We start from the raw sequence: 23,351 nt of genomic DNA on the forward strand, positions 1-23,351 counted from the left end.
TGGCCGCCGAGAGGATGAAGAATGAACCCAAGATCGATGCCGACGAGGTGCTCGGCGGTATCGTGGAATGGGTGAGCATCGAAAGCCCGAGCCACGACGCCAAGTCGGTCAACAAGGTCGTCGATCATGTCGAAGGCCAGTTCCGTGACCTCGGGCTGAAGCTCGAGCGTATCCCGGGGCGTGACGGGTTCGGCGACATCCTCGAGGCGAAGACCCCGGCAGAATGGAGCCAGGGCGAGGGCAAGGGCATCCTGATCCTCGCCCATCTCGATACGGTGCATCCCATCGGCATGATCGAGAAGGAGCTGAAGGTGCGTCGCGAAGGCGACAGCATCTTTGGTCCCGGCATCTACGACATGAAGGCGGGCGGCTACATCGCCTACTACGCGCTGCGCCACCTGATCCGCCAGGGCAAGCGGACCAAACTGCCTGTCACCTTTCTGTTCATTCCCGAGGAAGAGGTTGGAAGCCCAACTTCGCGGGCGCGCATCGAAGAGGCCGCGAAGGGCCACAAATACGCGCTGGTCATGGAGCCGGGCCGCGACGGCGACAAGGTCGTGACGTCGCGCAAGGGCGTCGGCCGCTTCACTTTGTCGGTGAAGGGCCGGGCTGCCCATTCCGGTGTCCGCCATCAGGACGGTCGCAGCGCCATCCTCGAAATGGCGCGGCAGATCGAGCGCATCGAGGGCAAGACCGACTATGCCCGTGGCATCACCTGCAACGTCGGCCTGATCCGCGGCGGCTCCGGCGTGAACGTGACGCCAGCAGAATGCGTGGCCGACGTCGACCTGCGCGTCCCCAGCCAGCAGCTCGCCGAGGAGATGACCCACTGGTTCCTGAACCTGGAACCGATCGGCAAGGACGTCACACTCACGGTCGAAGGTGGCATGAACCGGCCGCCCTACCAGAAGGACGCCGGCATCTCGGCGCTGTTCGAGAAGGCCCAGGCGATCTATCGCGAGATTGGCAAGGAACTGCACGACGTGCCGCTGACCGGCGGCGGCAGCGACGGCAACTTCACGGCGGCACTCGGCATCCCGACCCTCGATGGGCTGGGCGCCGACGGCAAGGGCGCACACGCCATCGACGAGCAGATCTACTACTCGTCGCTGGTACCGCGGACCTATCTCTGCACGCGGCTTCTGGAAACGCTGGAGTAGGGGCCGCCGTTCAATAGGCTGCTGTGAAGCGCTGGCGAGAGTGCTTGGGCTTCTCGACTTCGTCGACGATCGCAATGGCGAAGTCTTCGAAGCTGATCTGGCTCTGGCCCTCGTCGTCTTCGAGCAGGTGATCCTCGCCGAGCCGGAATTCACCAGTGCGTTCGCCGGGGCGAATCGAGGCGGGGGGCGAGATCGCCGTCCAATCGAGGTCGGTCACCTTGCGGAGTTCTGCGAGCGCCAGGGACGCGGGCTTGGAGGTCGGCGGCTGCACTCCCCTGTCGGCCATATGGTCGAGATGTGTACGGCCGTCGGATCGGATCAAGCTGCCGGCGCCGACCACGAACAGCGCACGCTTCACGCCGGAACGACGCACGGCGTCGAGTACATCCCGGATGTTGGCTTCGTTCCACTTGACCGAAGCGACGACGACGGCGTGGCCGGCGAGAACGGCGGCGAGGTTTGTGACGTCTGTCGTGCTCGCCTGCCTTACGGTCATGCCGGCGCGCGGCTTCATCTTGGAGGCGTCGCGCGTGAGCGCGGTGACGGCATGGCCGCGTGACAGCGCTTCGGTAAGGATGCGGCTGCCGACATTCCCGGTGGCGCCAATCAGTGCAATGTCGGTCATATCTGGGTCGCCTTCATGAGATCTCGGAGTGCCGCCACCGTTTCGGCTGGCGCTTCTTGTGGAACATTGTGGCCGATCCCGGGGAGGATCCGCCGCTCGTAGGGGCCGGTAAAGTGACCGGCTTGGCGGTCGATCTCCGGTGCGGGGCCGACGCCATCGTGGCCGCCGTGCAGGTTGATGGTCGGCACCGAGATTTTCGGCTGCACAGCGAGCCTGGCCTCGATCGGCACCAGCGCAGGATCACCCTTCGCATAGGCGTAGCGGTGACGGTACGACTGAATCACGACGTCCACAAAGTCGGGATTGTCGAAGGAGAGGGCTGACCGCTCGAAGGTCGCATCGTCAAATTTCCATTCCGGTGACCAAAGCTTCCAGAGGAGCTTGCAGATATCGCGACGGTTCTGGGTGAGACCGGCGCGTCCACGCTCCGTGTGGAAGTAGTACTGATACCAGAAACGATGCTCCGCGGCTGCCGATGCCGGCTCGTTCGATGTGGCGATGTTTTGGATGTTGTAGCCCGTGCAGCTTATCAGGCCGCGTACGCGCTCGGGCCACAGGGCGGCGACGATGCAGGCGGCTCGTCCACCCCAATCGTAGCCGGCCAAAGCTGCACGCTGGATGTCGAGCGCATCCATCATCTGGTGTAGATCGTGGCCGAGTGCTGCCTGCTCGCCAGAGCGTGGCGTGGCGGGTGAGAGAAAGCGCGTGGGACCATAGCCGCGCAGATAAGGCACCAGGACACGATGGCCGTCGGCCGCCAGCGCCGGCGCCACCTGGTCGAAGCAACGAACGTCGTACGGGAATCCGTGCAGCAAGATGACAGCCGCGCCATTGGCGGGGCCGTGCTCCTCGTAGGCGAGTTCGAGAACGTCCGTTCGTACCGTCTTGCTCTGCATGCCTGGACGATAGCGGTTCGGAGGCAGCGTTGACAGGTGTTACGACCACGCGCAGCCTCGATGTGATGAGCGCGGCAAGTGATCTCCTGAGCCTGGAAGAGAAGCGGCGGCTCGGCGCCAAGTCGAACCTCACCGGTGCGCTGCTCGTGTTGCACGCCTGGGTTTTGATCCTGGGCAGCATGGCGATTTTCGCCTGGTGGCCCAATCCGTTCACTTTCCTGCTCGGCGCGATGGTGGTCGGCGGCCGGCAGCTCGGGCTTGCGATCCTGATGCATGATGCTGCGCACGGGTTGCTCTTTGCCGACCGGCGTCTCAACGATTGGGTGGGAAGCTGGTTCTGCGCCTATCCGGTGTTTACGAGCCTGACGCTCTATCGGCCCTATCATCTGCAGCACCATCGCTTCACGCAGCAGGCGGGTGACCCCGACCTCGGCCTTTCGGCGCCGTTTCCGATCAGTCGCACCAGCCTGCGCCGAAAGATCGTGCGCGACCTTACAGGGCAGACGGCCTATTTGCGTCGCGGTGACCAGATCCGCCGCGCCTTGGGGCCGGCCGATGCGCCAGTGGCCGTCCGGCTCGGACGGTTCTGGCAGCGGGAGAAAGGTTCTCTGCTCGTGAACGCCGCGATGCTGATCGCCTGCAGTGCAGCGGGCTATTGGTGGCTCTACCCTGTGCTGTGGCTGCTGCCACTCGCCACCTGGTACCAGTTCATCAGCCGCATCCGGAACATCGCCGAGCACGCAGTCGTTCCCGACAACGACGATCCGCTGCGCAACACCCGCACCACCTACGCCAATCCGCTGGTCCGGCTCCTGATGGCGCCCTACTGGGTGAACTACCACCTGGAGCATCACCTGTTCATGTTCGTGCCCTGCTGGCGTCTTCCGGAAGCGCACCGCCTCCTGCTGGCTGGCGGTCGTCGTCACGCCATGGAGATCAAGCCGGGCTATCTCGCCGTCTTGAAGGCCGCGACGTCTGCGCCCATCGACGCAACGCGCGGCGGTCGAAGCGGCACTGCCCAGCACATCTGAGGAAGATCATCCCGTCCAAAAGAAAAGGCGGTCTGTTGAGACCGCCTTTGTCTTGCTTGTCTGGTGCCGGTTACTGGGCCGGGCAGGGCCAGATGTTCATGTCGGGGCCGACATCGTACGGCGGCGGGACCTGGGCAAGGCTCGTTACCTTGGCGTCCAGCGCCCAGTCGAAGGCGCGCTTGCCACGAGAGCAGAATTCCTTGTCGACCTGGGCGCGCTGGGCAGTCCGGTTGGCGATTTCGGTCACCAGGGTATCGACGTTGAGGCGCTTGCGGGCGGCGATCTGGGAGAGCGCGCGGGCGTTGGTCGCAAATTCAGCGCGGAACTTACCGACGAAGTCGGCATAGGTGCGCTCGTAGGCACGTTTGCCGCCGCCGCTCTGGCACTGGAGGGTTATGACCTGCAACTCCTGCTGCACCATGCGGGACCGGACGTGGGTGATGTCGGCTTCGCTATAGCAGATTGCGCGGATCTGGCCGGCAGGCGGTGGCGGAGGCGAGGGGGCCTGGTAGTCCGGGGCCGCGGCCTTGGTCGGCGCTGCTGCCGTACTACCACCCTGTCCGAGCGTGCAGGCGCCCAGTGCAAGGGTACATGCCGAGAGAATCGCTACCTGCGTCAGCACCTTGATCATCCGCACACTCCCAACACATGGCCCGGAAACCGCCAGCGGGTACAACAGATAGACGCTCGTTTCAAACGCAAATACTGCGTATGGAGCGAGAAGGCCGGGAAATCTGCCAATTTCACTGTAAAGCTTTGGTGATCGCCCGATCGAAGATCTCCAGCCCGAGGTCGATTTCGGCTTCGGTGGCGGTAAGGGGTGGGGCGATGCGGAAGATGCCGAAGCCGCCGCGGACCACGCTGGTCATCATTCCCAGGTCCAGGCAGGCGCGCGCTACCTGCTGGGCGAGTTCGGGGTCGGGCGTCCGCGATCGCCGATCCTTCACCAGGTCGAGGCCGAGGAGCAGACCACGGCCGCGGACGTCACCGATGCAGTCGTAGCGCTGCTGCAAAGCTTGCAGACCGTCCTTCAGGCGGCGGCCGAGGGTTGCCGCGCGCTCCGTGAAGCGGTCACGCAGGATCACCTCGATGACCTTGAGCCCGACCGCCGCCGGCAGGGGATCAGAGGCGTGGGTTGTATAGAAGAGGTAACCACGCTCCGCGGCGATGTCCTCGATCTCCGGTGTCGTCAGCATGGCGGCGAGCGGCAGGCCGGCTCCCAGGGTCTTGGATAGGGTCAGATACTGGGGCACCACGCCGTCATGCTCGCAGGCGAAGAGATGGCCGGTACGGCCGAGGCCGGTCTGCGCCTCGTCGAAGATGAGCTGCATGTCGCGCTCCCGGCATTTCTCGGCCAGCGCCGCCATCCAGCCCTCAGGCGGTTCGAGCACGCCGCCCGAGCTCAGGATCGGTTCGACGATACAGGCAGCCAGTGAGCCGCTTGACTGGCGGTCGACCAGGTCGAAGCCGAAGTCCAGTTCGCCCTTCCAATCGTAGACGCCACGCTCGTCAATGAAGCGCGAGCGATAGGTGTCAGGTGACGGCAGGACCAGTGATCCTGGCTGGGGTGGACCGTAGCCCTTACGGCTGGAGGAGTAGGTGGCCGACGCGGCGCCTCCCGTGACGCCGTGCCAGGAGCGGCTCATGGCGACGATCTCGTGGCGGCCGGTCACGAGCTTCGCCATGCGTAGCGCTGCCTCGTTCGACTCGCCGCCGGTCGACACCAGCAGCACGCGGTCGAGTTTGCCCGGCGAGATCTTGGCGATCAGCGCCGCCAGGTCGACGACCGGGCGAGATAGGACGGTCGAGTAGAGATGGTCGAGCTCGCCGATGTAGTGCCGGGTCACGGCGACGATCTCGGCGTGGCTGTGGCCCAGGATCGCACTCATCTGGCCGGAGGTGAAATCGAGGATCTTTCGTCCGTCGGCGTCGGTGAAGTAGTTGCCTTCGGCACGTTCCGCGATCAGCGGTGAGAAGGCGCCGCCATAGCGTACGAGATGGGCGCGCGCCTTCGCCCAGAATTGCGGATCGTCGTTGGCACTCATTTTGCCTCCGTCAGGTTGCGTCCAACGCTGCCTTGATCAGCGGCATGCGGTCGTTGCCGAAGAACATCTGGTCGCCCACGAAGATGGTCGGGCTGCCGAAGCCGCCACGCGCGATCAGCTCGTCGGTATTGGCGCGCAGGCGGGCCTTGCAGGAGTCGGTCTCTATGCCCGCGAAGAAACGTTGACGCTCCAGTCCTGCCCGCGTCGCGATGTCGGCGAGCACGGCCTCCTGCGCGATGTCGAGGTCGTTGCCCCAATAGGCTTCGAAGGCTGCGGTCGCATAAGGGACCAGCTTGCCTTCATCGAGGGCAACGAAGGCACCGCGCATGCACTTCACGCTGTTGACCGGAAAGACCTTGGGCGGAAAGACGATGTCGAGGCCGTAGAGCTTCGCCCAGGCATCGAGATCCTGCAGCATGTAGGCCTGCTTGCGCGGATTGGGCTTGGCGCGGCTATCGTAGACCGTCTGGTTGACGGCGTTGAACACACCGCCGACCAGGATCGGCTTCCATACAATTTCTGCAGCTGCTTCCGCAGCGAGAGGTTGGATCGCGTGGAAGGCGAGATAGGTCCACGGGCTGGAGCAATCGAAGTAGAAGTCGAGCTGCCGCGCCATTTCGTCCCTCCGCTTCCGGTTCGCCTTGTCGTTGCCACAACCGACACGTATCTTGCAAATCCATGACGGTAATGGCTGAGAAGCCCAAAAAAATTTCTCCCAAGAAGATAGCTATCGTCGTGCATCAGGAGCATTCGCGGCCCGGTCGGGTCGGCGCCCTCCTCGAGAAGCGCGGCTACGAGCTTCACCGCCTCTGCCCAAATCTCGGCTGCGAGCTGCCTGAAGACCTGTCGGACTATGCCGGCGTGGTGATTTTTGGCGGCCCGATGTCGGCCAACGACTGCGGTACGCTCGCCGGCATCAAGTGCGAACTCGACTGGATCCCGCGCGTGATCGAGGCCGGCGTTCCCTATCTCGGCCTCTGCCTCGGCGCCCAGTTGCTGACGCGGGCTGCGGGCGGCCGCGTAGGACCGCATCCCAAGGGTCTCGTCGAGATCGGCTATGTCGATATCGAACCGACGGAAGCCGGCCGCACCTGGTTCAAGGCGCCGATGAAGGTCTACCAGTGGCACCGCGAAGGCATGACCATCCCGGATTGCTGTGAGCTGTTGGCCACCAACGATCGCTATCCCGTTCAGGGCTTCCGCTGCGGTCCCAACGCATTCGGCTTCCAATTCCATCCCGAGGTGACGCTCGAGATGAAGGACATCTGGACGCTCAAGGCGTCGGAGCGGCTCAAGATGCCGGGCGCGCAGCAGCGTGGCGTTCACCTCTCCATGCACCCGCTCTACGATCCGCCCCTTGATCGCTGGATCGACGGTTTCCTCGATCGCTGGCTGGCGACCGACACGCGCCACTAGTGAGCGCGCCTAAACCCACGAGCTGATTTCTTCCAGCTTCTTTCTCAGCCCGCCATGATGGGGCACCCGGCACTTCGCCTTGGGATAGCCGACCACCAGTAGGATCGTCGGCTTCTCCCAGGCCGGCCGTGCGCAGATCTCGTTCAGGAAACCCATCGGACTTGGCGTGTGCGTGAGCGTCGCCAGTCCAGCATCGTGCAGGGCGGCGATCAGGAAGCCTGTGGCGATGCCGACCGACTCCGGCACGTAGTAGTGCTTCACGGTGCGGCCGTCGGGTCGCGTGCCGGACTTCTGTGCGAAGATCGCGATCAGCAACGGCGCCTCTTCGAGGAATGGCTTGTCTGCATCCGTGCCGAGCGGAGCCAGCGCTTCGAGCCACTCCTTGGGGGCTCGTCCACTATAGAAGGCCTGCTCCTCTGCTTCGGCGGCAATGCGGATGCGTTTCTTGGCAGCCGGACTCTCGATGACAGCGAAGTGCCACGGCTGCAGGTTCGCCCCCGACGGTGCGGTGCCAGCGGCGAGGAGACATGTCTCGATGACATCGCGCGGCACAGGACGGCTGTCGAAGTCGCGCACCGTGCGCCGGCGGCGCAGTTCGGCGTGAAAAGACTGCGCCCGTTCCGTCATTTGCGCGGGCGGATAGCTGCGATAGCTGGTCAGCGGTTCCCAGATGGGCTCAAGCACGAAGAAACCTCCTGCGGCGATCGCCGGACTCTAGCCTCAGCGTTGGCCCTACGCATCCGCTTGGGCTAGGGTCTTGATGAAGTCGGGGAGGCTTGAATATGTCTGGTGCGCTGATTTTCGTTCTGGCGCTGGTCGTCGTGGCGCTCGTCCTTGTGTTTGCGGGCGTCAAGACCGTGTCACAGGGCACGAATTGGACGATCGAGCGGTTCGGCAAGTACACGCGCACGCTTTCGCCCGGCCTGCATCTCATCGTGCCTTTCATCGATACCGTCGGGCGCAAGATGAACATGCAGGAGAATGTCCTGGATATCCCGGCGCAGAAGGTCATCACCAAGGACAACGCCACCGTGCAGGTCGATGCGGTGGCCTTCTATCAGGTGATCGACGCGGCGCGGGCCGCCTACGAGGTGCAGAACCTCCATCTCGCCATCACCAACCTGGCGCTGACCAACATCCGCTCGGTCATGGGCAACATGGCGCTCGACGAGGTTCTGTCCAAGCGCAACGAGATCAACAACACCCTGCTGGCGGTGATCGACCAGGCGACCGGTCCATGGGGTGTCAAGGTCCTGCGCATCGAACTCAAGGACATCGCGCCGCCCGAGGATCTGGTCGCGTCGATGGGCCGGCAGATGAAGGCCGAGCGCGAGAAGCGCGCCACCATCCTCGAAGCCGAGGGCGTGCGCGAATCGAGCATCCAGCGCGCCGAAGGCGAGAAGCAGTCGGCGATCCTGACAGCCGAGGGCCGGCGCGAAGCCGCTTACCGCGACGCCGAGGCGCGTGAGCGTCTGGCCGAGGCCGAAGCCAAGGCGACGTCCGTGGTGGCACAGGCGATCGCCGGTAACGGCGTGCAGGCGACCAACTACTTCCTCGGCACCAAGTATGTCGAGGCACTGTCCCGCATGGGTTCGAGCAATAACTCGAAGGTCTTTTTCCTTCCCGTGGAGGCTGCCGGCGTCATGGCGTCGATCGCGGGCATCGGTGAGTTGGCCAAGGAGGCCCAGTCGCGCGCGGCCGACGCTGTGCCGCGCTCGCGTGGATCGGTTCCGAACGCAGGGTAAGCCATGAGCTTCAAGATCATCTTCTGGTATTGGTGGGCGCTCGCGGCCGTGCTGCTCGTCTTCGAGATGATGCTGCCCGGCGTGGTGTTCCTTTTCCTGGCGTTCGGTGCAGCAGCGGCGGGCTTCGTCCTCCTGATCGCCTCCGACCTTTCGCTCGAATTTCAGCTCCTCATCTTTGCCGTCGTCTCCGTACTTTCGGCCGTGGGCCTGCGGCGGACTTTGCGGCGCCTGCAGCACATCGATGGACCGCCCAACACCCTGAACGCGCGCGGCGACGCCATGATCGGCCGCACGTTCGTGCTCGATGCCCCGATCCTCAATGGCCGCGGCCGGGTCAACTTGGGAGACGGAAGCTGGAACGTCTCCGGACCTGACATGGTCAAGGGCGCCAAGGTGCGTGTGAAAGCCGTGAACGGCACCGAACTTTCGGTGGAGCCGGCGCCGTGAAGCGCAGAGGCCTCCTGGCATCGGCTGTTCTGCTGGCGCCACTGGCTGTCAAAGCGCAGACAACCTATCCGACCAAGCCCGTGCGATTGATGGTCGGCGCCAATGCCGGCGGCGGCACGGATATCGTGGCGCGCATGCTCGCGGACAAATTCGCCGAGCAGCTCAAGGGTACATTCCTGGTCGAGAACAAGCCCGGTGCTTCCAACACCATCGCCGCCGATCTCACGGCCAAGGCGCCGGCCGACGGCCATACGCTGCTCGTGGCCACCAACACCGGGCAGGCGATTGCGCCGCATCTTCTCAAGCTCTCCTTCGATCCGATCAAGGACCTGACGCCGATCGGCCTCGTGGTGAGCGTGCCCAATGTGCTGGTGGTCGGAGCATCGGTGCCGGTCAATTCTGTGCAGGAGCTCATTGCGCAGATGAAGGCGAAGCCGGGCGAGTTCAAGTATGGCTCTTCAGGCGTCGGCAGCACGCAGCATATCGCGGGCGAGGCCTTCGATATGGCAGCGGGCGTAAAGGGCGTACATGTGCCCTACAAAGGCAGTGCCCAGGCCCATCTCGATATCATCGCCGGCAACGTCCAGATGATGTTCGACACGACCTCTTCGGCGATGGGCCAGATCAAGGCCGGAAAGTTCAAGGCATTGGCGGTGACCTCCGACCGTCGCAGCAGCGAACTGCCCGATGTGCCGACCTTGATCGAAGCCGGCCTGCCAGGTTTCGACATGGCGACCTGGTACGCCGTCTACGTGACGGCAGGATCCCCGCCCGACGTGGTGGCGCGGCTTCAAGCAGAGCTTGCCCGTGCGGTGGCTTTGTCTGACGTTCAAGCGAAGCTTCGCGGTCTCGGCGGCGAGCCGGGGAACATGAGCGTCGAACAGTTCGCCCGCTTCAACGCCCAGGAATACGAGCGCTTCGGGCGCCTCATTCGCGACGCCAACATCAAGCCGGATTGACCACTCCGGATCGGGGCATTTTCATCTCTTGCCAACGATCACTAAAATACTTAACTTATTGGTTAAGTATTAGGGAATTCGAAAGGATCGGCCATGGAACGGTCTTACGGCTGGGTCATCGTCGGCGCCGGAGCGCTGATGGGATGCGTCGCCATCGGCGCCATGTTCTCGCTCGCGGTCTTCCTGCAACCCATGTCGGATGCCACCGGCTGGTCGCGCACCGGCATTTCAAGCGCCATGACGCTCGACTTCCTGACAATGGGTGTCGCTGCCTTCGGCTGGGGTATCCTCACCGACCGCTTCGGCCCGCGTATCGTCGTACTGGCAGGGGCCATTCTGCTGGGTCTGGGGCTCGCATTGGCCAGCCGCGCCACCAGCTTGCTCGAATTCCAGATCATCTACGGCGTGGTGGTTGGCATTGCGGCCGGCGCCGTCTTTGCGCCGATGATTGCGACCGTCACGGGGTGGTTCGAAGAGCGCCGCAGTCTTGCTGTCTCTCTCGTCTCGGCCGGCATGGGCGTGGCGCCCATGACGATCTCGCCGTTCGCGAGCTGGCTGATCGAATCCTACGACTGGCGTACGGCACTGCTCGTGATCGCCGTTATGGCCTGGGTGTTGCTGATACCGGCGGCACTTCTGGTCCGCCGGCCGCCGCCCGCGAGCAGTATCGTCGCCGGATTGCCGGCCGAGGGAGGGGAGGGGATGACGGTGGCGCAGGCGCTGCGCTCCCCGCAGTTCATCGTCCTCGCCGTGACGTTCTTCTTCTGCTGCGCCGCCCATTCAGGCCCGATCTTCCATACGGTGAGCTATGCGCTGACCTGCGGGCTGTCGGCGATGACGGCGGTTACGATCTACAGCGTCGAAGGTCTGGCAGGATTGGGCGGGCGCATTTTGTTTGGCCTGCTTGGCGACAAGTTCGGCGCCAGGCGCATCGTCGTGCTGGGCCTCATGGTCCAGGCCTTGGGCGCGGGAAGCTACTACTTCACCCGCGAGATCGGAGAGTTCTACGCCGTGGCGATCCTTTTCGGCATGGCGTACGGCGGTGTGATGCCGCTCTATGCGGTGATCGCCCGCGAATACTTCCCGATGCGCATCATGGGCACCGTGTTCGGCGCGGCTGCGATGATCTCGAGCCTGGGCATGGCCCTTGGCCCCGCCGTCGGCGGCTGGATCTTCGATACGTTCAACGGTTACGGCTTCCTCTACGTCGCTTCCTTCGGCATGGGGCTCGCGGCCGTCGCCATGGCGCTCGCTTTCCCGCCGCTGCCGGTGCGGCGTCAGCAGGCGGTGCAGACCGCATAATTCGGCGCGGCCAGCGATAGTCGGGAAGGACGGCTAGAGGAGCGACTCGCCGCTCTGGAGGAAGGCCTCCAGTGCCGTCTCGCTGGCGCCGAGATCGAAACCTTGGGCAGCGATCCAGTCGTCGTTGTAATAGGTATGTCCGTAACGCTCGCCACTGTCGCAGATCAGCGAGACCAGCGAACCTTTCAGTCCGTCGGCGCGCATGCGCGAGGCAAGCAGGCACAGCGCGAAGAAATTCGTTCCGGTCGAGCCGCCGACCTTGCGGCCGAGTTGCCGCGACAGCACGCGCATCGCTGCCAAGGACGTGACGTCAGGTATCTGCAACATGCGGTCGATGACGTTGGGCACGAACGATGGCTCGACCCGCGGCCGGCCGATGCCCTCGATGCGTGAAGCCCTCTCGCTGACTGCCTGCGGGTTGCCCTTGGCAAAGGCTTCGAAGAAGGCCGAATACTCGGGGTCGGCGACACAGAGGCGCGTCGCGAAGCGCTTGTAGCGGATGTAGCGGCCGAGCGTAGCCGAGGTGCCGCCAGTACCGGCGCTCATGACGATCCAGGTCGGCACTGGATAGCGTTCGCGATTCATCTGCTCGAAGATCGATTCGGCGATGTTGTTGTTGCCCCGCCAATCGGTGGCGCGCTCGGCGTAGGTGAATTGGTCCATGTAAACGCCGCCGAGCTGGCCGGCGAGCTCCTCGGCAGCGGCGTAGATGCCCTTGCCGTCGGCCACCAGGTGACATTTGCCGTGCTGGCGCTCGATCTCCTGGATCTTCTCCGCCGACGTGGCAGCCGACATCACGGCATGGAAGGGGAGGCTGAGCAGGCGCGCGAAGTATGCCTCCGAGATCGCCGTCGATCCGGACGAGGCCTCGACGATCGGTGTGTCGTGCCGGATGCGGCCATTGCAGATGCCGAACAGGAAGAGCGAGCGCGCCAGCCGGTGCTTGAGACTGCCAGTTGGGTGGGTCGACTCGTCCTTCAGATAGAGGTCGATCCCGTCGAGCGCCGGGATATCAAGCCGCAGCAGGTGGGTGTCGGCCGAGCGCCGCTGGTCGTTCTGGATGATCTCCAGGGCGTGGCGCGCCCACTCGGCATCGTCATGGCGCGCCACCGCCTCGTTGAGCAGATACGGGCCGGTCACGTCATCCGCCGATCAGCTTCTTCTCGATCATGCAGTGGATGCCCTTGTTGCCGTCCACAGTCTGGGTGACATGCAGGTCGGCCTGCAGGCTGCAGAGCATGTAGGCGTCCTCGGGCTTCAGGCCGGTCTTGGCCGTGATCAGCCGGATCATGTCGCGCAGCGCTTCCTTGGCCGCATCGTCGAGATCCTGGTCGAAGCCGTGCGTGATCCAGTGCGTGGCCGTCTCGGCGCGCGGATTGGTGAGCTTCATGTCCTTGCGCACGGTGAAGCGGAAGGTGCCCGACAGCGACGTCTCGAGCGCCGTGAGATTGACCTCGCCATCGCCCTGGACGCCGTGACCGTCACCGGTCGAGAACAAGCCGCCCTCGGCGAAGACGGGGAAGTAAACCGTCGTGCCGACCCGGAAGTGCTTGTTGTCGATGTTGCCGCCGAAGGCGCGTGGCTCGACCGAGCTGCACTGGCCCCATTCCGGCGGTGGGGCAACGCCCATGATGCCGAAGAAGGGCTTGAGCTCGATCTCGGTGCCCCACGGCATCGTGCAGACGCCACGGTTGGAATCGATCGGAATGTGCGTCAGGCGGTAGAAGGGGAAATCTTCCGGCAGGGTGCCCATCAGCGGCCGCTGGACGTTCCAGCCCCAGTTGGTGCGGAACTTGATGTCGAGCACTTCGACGGCCAGTACGTCGCCGCGCTCGGCGCCCTCGACGTGGACCGGGCCGGTCAGGATGTGGCGGCCGATATGGGGCTTCAGCTTGGCCAGGATCTCACGATGCTCGGGCAGCACATTGTAGGGCTCGCCAGGCAGGATCTCGGCAGCGCCGGAAACGCAGTGGATGGAGGCGATATCGCCCGATTTCACGCGCAGCTGCGGCTCAAGCTGGCTGTCGAAATAGCCCCAATGGCAGGTCTCGGGCGAAGAATGCAGTTCATGCGTGGCCATTTGGTCCCCCTCAATCGTGCAGCCGTTGAAGCACAATCCAGACCTCGGATGCTATAGGCAGGCGCATGAACTACCGCCACGGCTATCACGCCGGCAATTTCGCCGACCTCTTGAAGCATACCGCCCTCTGCGAATTGCTGCGGCTGCTGACGGCCAAGGACAAGAAGCTTTTCGTGCTCGACACGCATGCCGGCGCCGGCGGCTACGATCTTGCAGCCGACAAGGCGCGGCGTACCGGCGAGGCCGAGGCGGGCATCGGGCGGCTGATGGCCGAGAGCAGGGCTGGCGGCGTGCCGGCCGCAGTTGCGCGCTACCTCGCAGCCGTCCAAGCCTACGATCGCAAGTTTGGTGCTCCATCGGGAACGCTGCGCCGCTATCCCGGCTCACCGCGCCTGATCCGGGCCGCACTGCGTCCGGGCGATCGTTTCATTGCCTGCGAGCGTCATCCTGACGAGGCACTGGCGCTGAAGCGGGAATTTGCCGGCGACCGTGCGGTCGAGGTGCGACAGGCCGATGGCTATCACGCGCTGAAGGCCCTGCTGCCGCCGGTCGAACGTCGTGCCCTCGTGTTGATCGATCCGCCTTTCGAGGCGACCAACGAGTTCGAGACGTTGCTGCGTGCCGTTCGGCAGGGCCTGCGGCGGTTTGCGACCGGTTGTTACGCGGTCTGGTATCCGATCAAGGACGAGGAGGTCACGGCAGCCTTCGTCGACGCCTTGAAGGACTTGAAGCTGCTGGTGATGGAGCTGCGCTTGGGAGCCGGCGTGGAGCCCGGCAAGCTCGCCGCCTGCGGCCTCGCGGTCATCAATCCGCCATGGCGCTTCGAGGAGGCAATGCGCGAAGCCTTGCCGTGGATCGCGGGCCGGCTCGGCCCCGACGTCACGGCGACTTGCCACGCTCCGCTAGCCAGCGCGCAGGCTCCTGCATCAGGAGCGTGATGACGAAGGAGACGGCGCAGAGCGCGGCGCCTGCCAGGATGGCGCCGGCATAGCTGCCGAAGAAGTCGTAGGCATAGCCGGCAGCGGGTGAGCCCAGGAGCGCGCCGACCCCGACGCCGCTGTAGAGCGCACCGATCACCGAGCCGAGCGCCCGACCGCCGAAGTAATCGGCGGCGAGCGAGGGGGCGATGGCGACAAAGCCGCCATAGAACGCGCCGAACAGCAGGGCGAAGATGATCAGGGCGACAGAGCTGGTCGACTGCGACCAGACCACCATCATCAGTCCGGCGCCGACATACATGGCAGCGAAGGAGCGCCGGCGGCCGAGCAGGTTGGTAAGGCTCGAAAACATGAAGCGACCGACGGTGCTGCCAACCCCCAGCAGAACGATCAGCAAGACGCCGAAACCCTCACCCAATCCCATGTCGGTGGCATAGGGTGCCAGATGGACAAAGGGGACGAACAGGCCGAACGACATCAGCAGCGCACCGATGTAGATCGTCCAGAAGGGGCGGGTGCGTGCCGCTTCGCGCAGGGTAAGGCCGAGCGGGATTGCAGGCGGAGCGCCCTTGGGGACGGGTGGGTCGCCATCGGGCGCAAGGCCATAATGCTCGGGTGAGCGGCGGACCAGCATGCCAGACACGATCGCTCCGACCGCGGTGAGGGCGGCGAGAACGAGGTAGGTCTTGCGCCAGCCGACCGCTGCGATCAGCTCGTGAGCGAGAGGCGCGCCGATCAAGGTGCCGACACCGATGCCGGCCACGGCGAGCCCGATCGCCGTGCCACGCTTGCGCACGAACCAGCGCTGCACGGCCGCTACGCTCGGCACGTAGGACAAACCCACGCCCACGCCGACCCCGATGCCGTAGCCGAGATAGACCTGCCACAGGCTGGTGGCGCCCGCGGCGACGACCAGCCCAACCGCAATCAGCAGCAGACCGCCGAACACGACGGGGCGTGGACCGACGCGATCGGCAATCAGACCCGCCGGCAGGCCAAGGGTGAAGTAGAGAAAGGCGCAGATCGAGAAGACCAGCGAGGTCTCGCCGCGGCGGGCGGCGAACTCGGTTTCCAGGGCGCCGAAGAAGGCAGCAAAGGAGTAGGCGACGGCAAATCCCGTCAGCATGCAGAGGAAGGCGCCGGTGACCACCCACCAGCCGACGAAGACGCGGGTTTGGCCGACGGACATCAACGAACTCCACTCTTACTCAGGAGTAACATACTAGCCGGCAGGGGGCGGCTCATGCTTCGTCCGCGACCGAAGGGTAGCAGCCGCTACTTCTTCTTGTCTCCCTTGTCTTCGTCGGCTTTCCTGAGCTTCCAGCCCCAGGCCTTGTAAGCTGCGTCGGCGAGTTTGGGATCGAGCTGGTGTTCAGTGAGTTCGACGCCGCGGCCGAGCTCTTCGGCCATGATGCCGAGGCCCATCAGCCTTGCATGCTTCTTGTTGTCGGAGGCGATGACGTGCCAGGGCGCGTTCTTGGTATCCGTCTTCTCGAGCATGTCGTCGTAGGCTTCGAGATATTCTTTACGCTTGGCGATGTTCCGGAAATCCTCGAGGCCGACCTTGTGCCTTTTGTAGGGCCTGGTCAGGCGATCGATCATGCGGCGCTTCTGCTCTTCCTCGCTGACATGGACCAGGAGCTTCACGATCCGCACGCCATCGTCGGTAAGCTGCCGCTCGAACTCGTTGATTTCGTTGTAGGCGCGTTTCCAGGCGTCCTTGCTGCAAAACCCCTCGATGCGCTCCACGAGGACGCGGCCGTACCAGGTGCGATCGAAAATCGCCCAGTCGCCACGCACCGGCAGTCGATCCCAGAAGCGCCAGAGATAGTGGCGGCCCTGCTCCTCGGCAGTTGGCGCGCCGATCCGCCAGACATGAACCGACTTGGGCTCGAGCCCCGCGACCGCACGCTCGATCAAACCGCCCTTGCCGGCCGCGTCCCAGCCGTCGATGCCGATGAGGACACGGCCACCCGTCCGCAGATAATGAATCTGGAGGTCGAGAAGCTGATCTTGCAGTTTTTTGAGCTGATGTTCGTATTTTTCATCATCGATCGGACCGTCGATCATCTCGATCTTGTCCAGCCGCGGCCATTTGCCCATCAATTCCTCCACTGCCGGATGGTGCCAGTGCGTTGGGGGCAAGGCAACGTGCAGAAAGATTGACAGCAAGAACGGCTGCGACGACTAATCTCCGCGATGGCCGAAGCCGAACCGACAATCCGTTGCACAATGCAGTCAGGCAAGCCCGTCGTAGAAGTCGGCGGGACCTGGACGATTTTTAGTGTCCGCGGCATCCGTCAGAAGGCGGAGAAAGCACTGCAGGCAGCCGGCGCCGGCAAGGCCGAGCCGCGTAGCGTCGACGCCCGCTCCGTCGAGCAGCTCGACACTGCGGGCGCCCTCGAGATTCTGGCGCTTGTCGGCGGCGGGCCCAACGCCGAGGTCATGACGAAGGACCAGGCGCAGGCCGACCTCTTCGACGTCGTGCGCAAGAACATGTGTGTCGCTCCACCCGAGCACCGCGTGAACTGGTTTGCGCATTGGTTGGAGGAGATCGGTCGCAACGCCCTGGGCTTTTATGCACAGGCCGTAAATCTCTGCGCTTTCTTCGGCGAGATCCTGGTGGTTTTTGTCGAGGCCTGTCTGCAGCCCAAGCGGTTCCGCATCAATGCCGTGATCCGCCAGATGTACGAAGTCTGGATCCGCGCGCTGGTGATCGTTGGGATCCTCTGTTTCCTGATCGGCGTCGTCATCGCCTATCAGGGTGTCCAGCAGCTCAAGCAGTTCGGCGCGGAGACATTTACCGTCGAGGCCGTGGCGATCGGCATGTTCCGGGAGCTGGGCGTGCTCCTGACGGCCATCATCGTGGCCGGCCGGTCGGGGAGCGCCTTCACCGCCCAGATCGGCACCATGCAGGTGAATCAGGAAGTCGACGCCATGCGCACGATCGGCCTGAATCCGGTCGAATGGCTGGTCCTGCCGCGCATCATGGCGCTGGTCTTCGCGATGCCGTTGCTTGCTTTCTGGGGCAATATGACGGGCCTTTTGGGCGGTGCGGTGGCCTGTACCGTCTATCTCGACTTCACTTTCGTGCAGTTCTTCGATCGTCTGCGCGACACGGTCGGCATCTGGCATTTCTATACCGGCATGATCAAGGCGCCGGTATTCGGCATCGTGATCGCTACGATCGGTTGCTTCGAGGGCCTGCAGGTGAAGGGCAGTGCTGAGAGCGTCGGTCAGCTCACGACCAAGTCGGTCGTCGAGGCGATCTTCTGCGTCATCGTGCTCGACGCCATATTTTCAATCATCTTCCTGCTCGCGGGCGTATGATGGCTGACGGCGGACAGCTCGTTGATCATCAGAACGGGCGGGGGGTCGCGCTGAGGCTGCGCGGCATCCGCACGCAGTTCGGCGACAACATCATCCACGACAATCTCGATTTTGACGTATTCAAAGGCGAGATTGTCGGCCTGGTGGGTGGTTCGGGTACCGGCAAGTCGGTCTTGCTGCGGACCATCGTCGGCCTGAACGAGGCACGCAAGGGCACGATCGAAATGCTGGGCGTCGATGCCAGCACGTTGCACGGCAAGGCCAAGCGACATCTGCTGGCGCGCACCGGCGTGCAGTTCCAGGACGGTGCCCTGTTTTCCTCGCTGAACGTCACCGAGAACATCATCGTGCCCATCCGCGAGCATGCCGAGCTCGAGGAGCCGACCATGCGCGAGATCGCGGCGCTCAAGGTGGCGCTGGTCGGCCTGCCGGCCGATACCGGTGAAAAGAAGCCTTCCGAACTCTCCGGCGGCATGCGCAAGCGGGCGAGCCTCGCCCGCGCCCTGGCCCTCGATCCGGAACTCCTGTTCCTGGACGAACCGACGGCCGGTCTCGATCCAATTGGCGCCGCGCACTACGACGAACTCGTGAAGGGGCTTTGCCACAGCCTCGGTCTCACGGTTCTGATGGTGACCCACGACCTGGACAGCCTGAACGCCATCTGCGACCGCATCGCGGTCCTCCTCGACAAGCGCGTCGTGGTAGGTACCATGGAAGAAATGCTCGCGTACGATCATCCCTGGGTACGGGAATATTTCCACGGGCCGCGTGGCCGGGCCTCGAGGCAGGAGTAGAAGCAGCTTCCGATGGAAAGAAGATCGCCCTATGTGTTGATCGGCGCCGCCATGCTGCTGTTTATTGCGGCAGTGGCAGGCTTCGTGGTCTGGAAACTGCGTGCCGGTGACCGCACAGCCTACGCATACTACGTGATCCTGTTCTCTGGCGACGTGCAGGGGTTGACCAACGATTCGCCGGTCTTCTACCGCGGCCTCCGGGTCGGCCGTGTGAGCAATATCCAGCTTACGTCGCGCATGGATATCCAGCGCTCGACGGGCCGCGAGCGGGTATCGGAGAAGATCGAGGTGACTGTCGCGGTCGAGTGGTCGATCGATATCCGCGATCGTTCCTACGCGGTTTTCGAAAAGCCGTTCATCGCCGGCTCGCCCTACATCCAGATTGCCGGCCGCCTCGAATCGGACCAGATCAAGCCGAAGAAGAGGCAGGGCGATAAGCCCTATCCGGAAATTCGCGAGGGTGCGTCCTTCCTGCAAGCAACATCGACCTCGGCCCAGGAACTCCTGACCAAAGCGAGCGTCACGGTCGACCGGCTGAACGATCTGCTAAGCCCTGACAATGTCGGCGCCGTCACCGAGACCCTGCGCAATCTGCAGACCACGACCGCCGCCTTCGCCAAGTCCGACACGGCTATCCAGTCGACCTTGGCCGAGCTGCCGGGCACCGTCGCCGACTTCCGCAAGACCTTCGCCAAGATCAATCAGCTTTCCGACTCGCTCGGTCTCATCGCGATGGAAATCGGCCCGCAAGATGCGGAAACGCGCAAGGCGCTGGCGGGCAAGGACCCCGGCGAGCTGCGCAAGACCCTGAGCGAGGCGCGACACGCACTCGCCAATATCGATGCCGCCGCTGGTCAGCTCAACAAGCTGGTGGGTGACAGCAAGGGCCCGATCAAGAGCTTCACCGAAACCGGCCTGACCGAGGTCTCGCTGGCCATCCGCGAACTGCGTCAGCTCACCGCCAACCTGAACGTCATCGCCACCCGGCTGGAACGTGATCCGGCCGCCTTCGTGTTCAGCGGCAAGCAAGGATATACGCCGAAATGATGTTTCGTTGGGCCGTCTGCGCGGCGGCCGCCGCCGTCCTTTCGGGATGCCAATTCGTCAGCGCGGTGGATTCTGCGGCCGAGCCGACCGACCTCTACACGGTTTCGCCCAAGAGCACCTTCGACCCTGGCCTGCCGGACGTATTCTGGCAGCTCGCCGTCGAAGCTCCGGTGGCCGCCGCGAATCTCAATACCGGCCGCATCGCCATCGCGATGACGCCGACCTCGACGGATTACTACGCCAAGGTAGCGTGGACCGACCGGGCGCCGCTGATGGTGCAGACGCGGATCGTCGATTCCTTCGAGAACACCCGCAAGATCGTCGCCGTCGCTCGCGAATCGATCGCGCTGCGCGCCAACTACGTGCTGCAGCCCGACCTGCGCAATTTCGAGGCGATGTACTATTATGGCCAGCCACCGATCGTGAAGGTGCGCATCATCGCCAAACTGGTGCGGATGCCGGATCGGCAGATCATCGGCGTTGCGTCTTTCGAGCGCTGCGTGCGCGCCCGCGGCGACAAGGTGCCGTTGGTGGTCAATGCATTCGATCAAGCCCTGGGCAGCGTGATCAAGCGCCTCGTGTCATGGACGCTCAGCACGCCGCCGCCGCGGCCGCCGAGCGACTCCGCGCCCTACGACATTGGCCGCTATCGCAACCCGCAAAACGCAGTGGTTGATAGCGAGAACTGCCCTGTCGGTAACGACGCTTCGAAGGTGCCATACACCGACGAATAGGCGCGCCGCTCAGGCGCGCTTCTTCACCAGCGACCACGCAAGGTCGGCCATCGCGCGGGCGCGATTGCCGTACTTGGTGGCGTTCTCGGATGAGGCATTGCCGTCGAGACCGCGCTTGTAGACGCCCTGCACGATGGAGGCGAGGCGGAACAGCGAGAAAGCGAGATAGAAGTCCCAGGACGGTACTTCCTTGCGCCTGGTGCGGCGGGCGTAAGCCGCGAGATATTCCTGCTCCGTGGGAATGCCGAAGGTCTTGAGGTCCATGCCGGCATAGCCGCCCGAGGCACCGAAGCCCTCGCCAAAATGATACATCATGCAGTTGTAACCGAGATCGGCCAGCGGATGGCCGAGAGTCGAGAGTTCCCAGTCGAGCACGGCGATGACTCGCGGCTCAGTCGGATGCACGATGGTGTTACCCAGACGATAGTCGCCATGGTTGATGCGCGTCTCGTCGCCCGGCGGGATGTTTTCCGGCAGCCACTTCTTCAGGGCTTCCATCGTTTCGATGTCTTCGGTGCGCGCGAGATCGTACTGGCTCGACCAACGAGCGACCTGACGCTGGATATATTGGCCCTCGCGGCCGAATTCGCCGAGACCGACAGCGCGGTAGTCGACATTGTGCAGGCGCGCCAACACGTCGTTCATTGAATCGAAGATCTTGCCGCGATCGGCCGGCGAGATGCCCGGCATCTTCGGATCCGCCAGCACGCGGCCCGGCAGGAACTGCATGATGTAGAAGGCCGTGCCGATCACCGAATCGTCCTGGCCGAGCGCGTAGGGCTTGGGCACGGGGACGTCGGTGTGGTCGGCCAGGGCCTTGATGACGCGATACTCGCGGTCGACCTGATGGGCCGACGGCAGGAGCTTGCCCGGCGGCTTCTTGCGCAGCACGTACATGCGGCCGCCATCGTCGGTGACGTGAAAGGTGGGGTTGCTCTGGCCGCCTTCGAACTGCAGGACGCTGATCGGGCCGCGATAGCCCTCGACATTAGCCTTCATGTAATCGGCAAGGCGGCCCTGGTCGAAGACGTGGGCCGGGCGAACGGGGGTGAGGTTATCAGGCAGGTCGGACATGGGATCGTTCTAGGACCGTGTTGATCGGTTTTCGAGGAGCGTTTGTGCGACAAACCGCATGGCGGTCAGTTCACCTGGCGCTGCTTGTCGCCCCAGTAAGGCTTGCGCAACTCGCGCTTCAAAATCTTGCCAGTGGGGTTGCGAGGCAACGCATCGATGAAGTCGACTGACTTCGGCAGCTTGTAGCCTGCGATGCGCTCGCGCGCCCAGCCAATCAGTTCGCCGGCCGAGATGTCGGCGTCGTTCTTCTTCACGACGACGGCCTTGACGGCTTCGCCCCAGCGTTCATCGGGCACGCCGATCACGGCGACATCGGCGACGGCCGGATGGCCGAACAGTGCGCTTTCGACCTCGGCGGGATAGATATTCTCGCCACCCGAGACGATCATGTCCTTCACGCGATCGTAGATGTAGAGATAGCCCTTGTTGTCGAGATAGCCGGCATCGCCGGTGATGAACCAGTCACCCTGGATCGCCCGCTTGGTGGCGTCCGGCAGCCGCCAATAGCCGTGCATGACTTGCGGCGAACGCACGGCAATCTCTCCGACCTTGCCGGGCGGCAGTTCCTTGCCAGCATCGTCGACGATGCGCAACTCAACACCGAACTGGGCATAGCCGCAGGACAAGAGCTTCTTGGCGTCGGACGGATCATGATCCTCCGGCGGCAGCAGCGTGATCGCGCCGGTCGTTTCGGTGAGGCCGTAGACCTGCTGGAAGCCGCAGCCGAAGATCGCCATGGCCTGCTTCAGCAGGTCGGCGGGGATCGGTGCTGCCCCGTAGACGATCAGGCGCAAGCTCGAGAGGTCGGTCTCACGGATCTGCGGCGCCTGCACGAGGAACAGGATCATCGCCGGAACAAGCAGCATCACTTCGATGCGCTCGCGCTCGATGGTCGCCAGCACGTTGGTCGGCACGAACTCGCGCATGACATGGTTCGTGGCGCCAGCGAAGAGTCCGGCGATGCCCCAGCCGGAGCCACCGATATGGAACATCGGCAGGCAGACGATGGTTGCGACGCCAGGTGCCATCAGCCAGCTCTTGCTCCAGTGTTCGAACATGAAGGCGAAGTTGGCGTTGGTGAGTTCCGCCCCCTTCGGCAGGCCGGTCGTGCCGCTGGTGTAAAACTGGACGGCAGTATCGGCCGCTCGGGCGGGCAGGCGAGGGTCGGTCTCGGGGTGGTGATCACGCCATTCGACGAAGGATTGCCAGCCACCGTGGCGCGAATCGAGACTGACGATCTTGCGGACGGTCTTGAACTCGTCGCGGATCTTCTCGACGACCGGGAAATACTCTTCGCCGACGAACAGGATTTCGGCTTCGGCATCGTTGATGATGTGCAGCACTTCTGGAGCTGCCAGCCGCCAGTTAACCGAGACCATGACGGCGTTGGCCTTGGCGATGCCGAACAGAAGCTCGAAATAGAGGTCGCTGCTCTTGTCGAGATGGGCGACGCGGGTGCCGGGCTTGATGCCCTCTGCGATCAGGCCGCTGGCAATCCGACTCGAGGCCTTGTCGAGGGCGCCGTAGGTCGTGGTTCGACCTTCAAAGACCAGGGCCGCGACATCCGGGCGTTGGGCCGCGTGGACCCGCGCGATATCGGCCAGACCCACCATCTCAATACTCATAGGACGCTTCCTCTATCGTCTTGTCCGCAGCTTTTGGCCCGCCTCCAGGGGGAGGCCAAGCGAGAGCATCCTTCGGTGATTTGAGAGTGAATTCAAGAGCTTG

General features: G+C 63.9%; 24 protein-coding genes. 12 read left to right on the forward strand and 12 right to left on the reverse strand.

Annotated features, from left to right (window positions below; all coding sequences use genetic code 11):
* The first annotated feature begins 14 nt into the window (after positions 1-14).
* Positions 15-1,160 (forward strand): M20 family metallopeptidase, encoded by a 1,146-nt coding sequence (locus EPO50_RS27615; protein WP_296349606.1) that lies wholly within the window; start codon positions 15-17, stop codon positions 1,158-1,160.
* A 10-nt stretch (positions 1,161-1,170) separates the two neighbouring features.
* On the opposite strand, the gene EPO50_RS27620 is transcribed toward EPO50_RS27615, so the two are convergent.
* Both EPO50_RS27620 and EPO50_RS27625 read right to left on the reverse strand, forming a co-directional pair.
* Positions 1,171-1,785, reverse strand: a complete 615-nt coding sequence (locus EPO50_RS27620) for an NAD(P)-dependent oxidoreductase (protein WP_296349608.1) — start codon at positions 1,783-1,785, stop codon at positions 1,171-1,173.
* Positions 1,782-2,681 (reverse strand): alpha/beta hydrolase, encoded by a 900-nt coding sequence (locus EPO50_RS27625; RefSeq protein ID WP_296349609.1) that lies wholly within the window; start codon positions 2,679-2,681, stop codon positions 1,782-1,784. Before EPO50_RS27625 ends, EPO50_RS27620 begins: the two co-directional genes overlap by 4 nt.
* A gap of 29 nt (positions 2,682-2,710) precedes the next feature.
* On the opposite strand from EPO50_RS27625, the gene EPO50_RS27630 reads away from it, so the two are divergent.
* Complete coding sequence (locus tag EPO50_RS27630; protein ID WP_296349611.1) at positions 2,711-3,712, forward strand: fatty acid desaturase family protein; 1,002 nt, start codon at positions 2,711-2,713, stop codon at positions 3,710-3,712.
* Between the two features lie 70 nt (positions 3,713-3,782).
* Here EPO50_RS27630 and EPO50_RS27635 read toward each other — a convergent pair whose 3' ends face one another.
* From EPO50_RS27635 to EPO50_RS27645, 3 genes are all read right to left on the reverse strand, one after another.
* On the reverse strand, positions 3,783-4,343 hold the full coding sequence (locus EPO50_RS27635; protein ID WP_296349613.1) for a hypothetical protein: 561 nt from the start codon (positions 4,341-4,343) through the stop codon (positions 3,783-3,785).
* 112 nt (positions 4,344-4,455) lie between these two features.
* Positions 4,456-5,757: an aspartate aminotransferase family protein gene (locus EPO50_RS27640; protein ID WP_296349614.1), complete on the reverse strand. Its 1,302-nt coding sequence runs from the start codon at positions 5,755-5,757 to the stop codon at positions 4,456-4,458.
* 10 nt (positions 5,758-5,767) lie between these two features.
* A complete protein-coding gene (locus EPO50_RS27645) occupies positions 5,768-6,373 on the reverse strand; it encodes a 2-hydroxychromene-2-carboxylate isomerase (protein WP_296349616.1) in 606 nt (201 codons plus the stop codon).
* A 62-nt stretch (positions 6,374-6,435) separates the two neighbouring features.
* Between EPO50_RS27645 and EPO50_RS27650 the strand changes: the two genes are divergently transcribed.
* Positions 6,436-7,173 carry a hypothetical protein gene (locus EPO50_RS27650; protein ID WP_296349618.1) on the forward strand — a complete coding sequence of 246 codons (738 nt, stop codon included), beginning with the start codon at positions 6,436-6,438 and terminating at the stop codon, positions 7,171-7,173.
* 9 nt (positions 7,174-7,182) lie between these two features.
* Here the strand turns inward: EPO50_RS27650 and EPO50_RS27655 are convergent, their stop codons facing one another.
* A complete protein-coding gene (locus EPO50_RS27655) occupies positions 7,183-7,857 on the reverse strand; it encodes a nitroreductase family protein (protein ID WP_367268066.1) in 675 nt (224 codons plus the stop codon).
* Between the two features lie 98 nt (positions 7,858-7,955).
* Between EPO50_RS27655 and EPO50_RS27660 the strand changes: the two genes are divergently transcribed.
* The 4 genes from EPO50_RS27660 (at position 7,956) to EPO50_RS27675 (ending at position 11,626) form a co-directional block, all read left to right on the forward strand.
* Positions 7,956-8,918: an SPFH domain-containing protein gene (locus tag EPO50_RS27660; RefSeq protein WP_296349620.1), complete on the forward strand. Its 963-nt coding sequence runs from the start codon at positions 7,956-7,958 to the stop codon at positions 8,916-8,918.
* Positions 8,919-8,921: 3 nt separating this feature from the next.
* The gene (locus tag EPO50_RS27665; protein WP_296349621.1) at positions 8,922-9,365 is read left to right on the forward strand and encodes an NfeD family protein; all 444 of its coding nucleotides are present in this window, start codon (positions 8,922-8,924) and stop codon (positions 9,363-9,365) included.
* Complete coding sequence (locus EPO50_RS27670; protein ID WP_296349623.1) at positions 9,362-10,324, forward strand: tripartite tricarboxylate transporter substrate binding protein; 963 nt, start codon at positions 9,362-9,364, stop codon at positions 10,322-10,324. The genes EPO50_RS27665 and EPO50_RS27670 overlap by 4 nt, the downstream gene beginning before the upstream one ends.
* A gap of 93 nt (positions 10,325-10,417) precedes the next feature.
* The gene (locus EPO50_RS27675; RefSeq protein WP_296349625.1) at positions 10,418-11,626 is read left to right on the forward strand and encodes an MFS transporter; all 1,209 of its coding nucleotides are present in this window, start codon (positions 10,418-10,420) and stop codon (positions 11,624-11,626) included.
* A 33-nt stretch (positions 11,627-11,659) separates the two neighbouring features.
* Here EPO50_RS27675 and EPO50_RS27680 read toward each other — a convergent pair whose 3' ends face one another.
* A complete protein-coding gene (locus EPO50_RS27680) occupies positions 11,660-12,736 on the reverse strand; it encodes a PLP-dependent cysteine synthase family protein (RefSeq protein WP_296349686.1) in 1,077 nt (358 codons plus the stop codon).
* Positions 12,737-12,767: 31 nt separating this feature from the next.
* Complete coding sequence (locus EPO50_RS27685; RefSeq protein WP_296349627.1) at positions 12,768-13,706, reverse strand: acetamidase/formamidase family protein; 939 nt, start codon at positions 13,704-13,706, stop codon at positions 12,768-12,770.
* A gap of 65 nt (positions 13,707-13,771) precedes the next feature.
* Between EPO50_RS27685 and EPO50_RS27690 the strand changes: the two genes are divergently transcribed.
* Entirely contained in the window at positions 13,772-14,644 is an 873-nt protein-coding gene (locus EPO50_RS27690) for a 23S rRNA (adenine(2030)-N(6))-methyltransferase RlmJ (protein ID WP_296349629.1), read from the forward strand.
* On the opposite strand, the gene EPO50_RS27695 is transcribed toward EPO50_RS27690, so the two are convergent.
* Positions 14,586-15,833, reverse strand: a complete 1,248-nt coding sequence (locus tag EPO50_RS27695) for an MFS transporter (RefSeq protein WP_296349631.1) — start codon at positions 15,831-15,833, stop codon at positions 14,586-14,588. The two genes, EPO50_RS27690 and EPO50_RS27695, sit on opposite strands and share 59 nt — an antisense overlap.
* A gap of 86 nt (positions 15,834-15,919) precedes the next feature.
* Positions 15,920-16,747: a polyphosphate kinase gene (locus EPO50_RS27700; RefSeq protein WP_296349633.1), complete on the reverse strand. Its 828-nt coding sequence runs from the start codon at positions 16,745-16,747 to the stop codon at positions 15,920-15,922.
* Between the two features lie 129 nt (positions 16,748-16,876).
* Between EPO50_RS27700 and EPO50_RS27705 the strand changes: the two genes are divergently transcribed.
* From EPO50_RS27705 to EPO50_RS27720, 4 genes are read left to right on the forward strand one after another with little or no spacing between them, the layout of a single operon-like run.
* Complete coding sequence (locus EPO50_RS27705; RefSeq protein WP_296349634.1) at positions 16,877-17,974, forward strand: ABC transporter permease; 1,098 nt, start codon at positions 16,877-16,879, stop codon at positions 17,972-17,974.
* Positions 17,974-18,768 carry an ABC transporter ATP-binding protein gene (locus EPO50_RS27710; RefSeq protein ID WP_296349688.1) on the forward strand — a complete coding sequence of 265 codons (795 nt, stop codon included), beginning with the start codon at positions 17,974-17,976 and terminating at the stop codon, positions 18,766-18,768. Before EPO50_RS27705 ends, EPO50_RS27710 begins: the two co-directional genes overlap by 1 nt.
* A gap of 12 nt (positions 18,769-18,780) precedes the next feature.
* Complete coding sequence (locus tag EPO50_RS27715) at positions 18,781-19,815, forward strand: MlaD family protein (RefSeq protein ID WP_296349636.1); 1,035 nt, start codon at positions 18,781-18,783, stop codon at positions 19,813-19,815.
* Positions 19,812-20,549, forward strand: a complete 738-nt coding sequence (locus EPO50_RS27720; protein ID WP_296349638.1) for an ABC-type transport auxiliary lipoprotein family protein — start codon at positions 19,812-19,814, stop codon at positions 20,547-20,549. Before EPO50_RS27715 ends, EPO50_RS27720 begins: the two co-directional genes overlap by 4 nt.
* Positions 20,550-20,558: 9 nt before the next feature.
* Here EPO50_RS27720 and EPO50_RS27725 read toward each other — a convergent pair whose 3' ends face one another.
* The gene (locus EPO50_RS27725; protein WP_296349640.1) at positions 20,559-21,623 is read right to left on the reverse strand and encodes a phosphotransferase; all 1,065 of its coding nucleotides are present in this window, start codon (positions 21,621-21,623) and stop codon (positions 20,559-20,561) included.
* Positions 21,624-21,688: 65 nt separating this feature from the next.
* Positions 21,689-23,248, reverse strand: coding sequence for a fatty acid--CoA ligase (locus EPO50_RS27730; RefSeq protein ID WP_296349642.1), 1,560 nt, complete (start codon positions 23,246-23,248; stop codon positions 21,689-21,691).
* Between the last annotated feature and the right edge of the window lie 103 nt (positions 23,249-23,351).

Source organism: Reyranella sp. (genome assembly GCF_004297405.1).
GTDB lineage: Bacteria > Pseudomonadota > Alphaproteobacteria > Reyranellales > Reyranellaceae > Reyranella.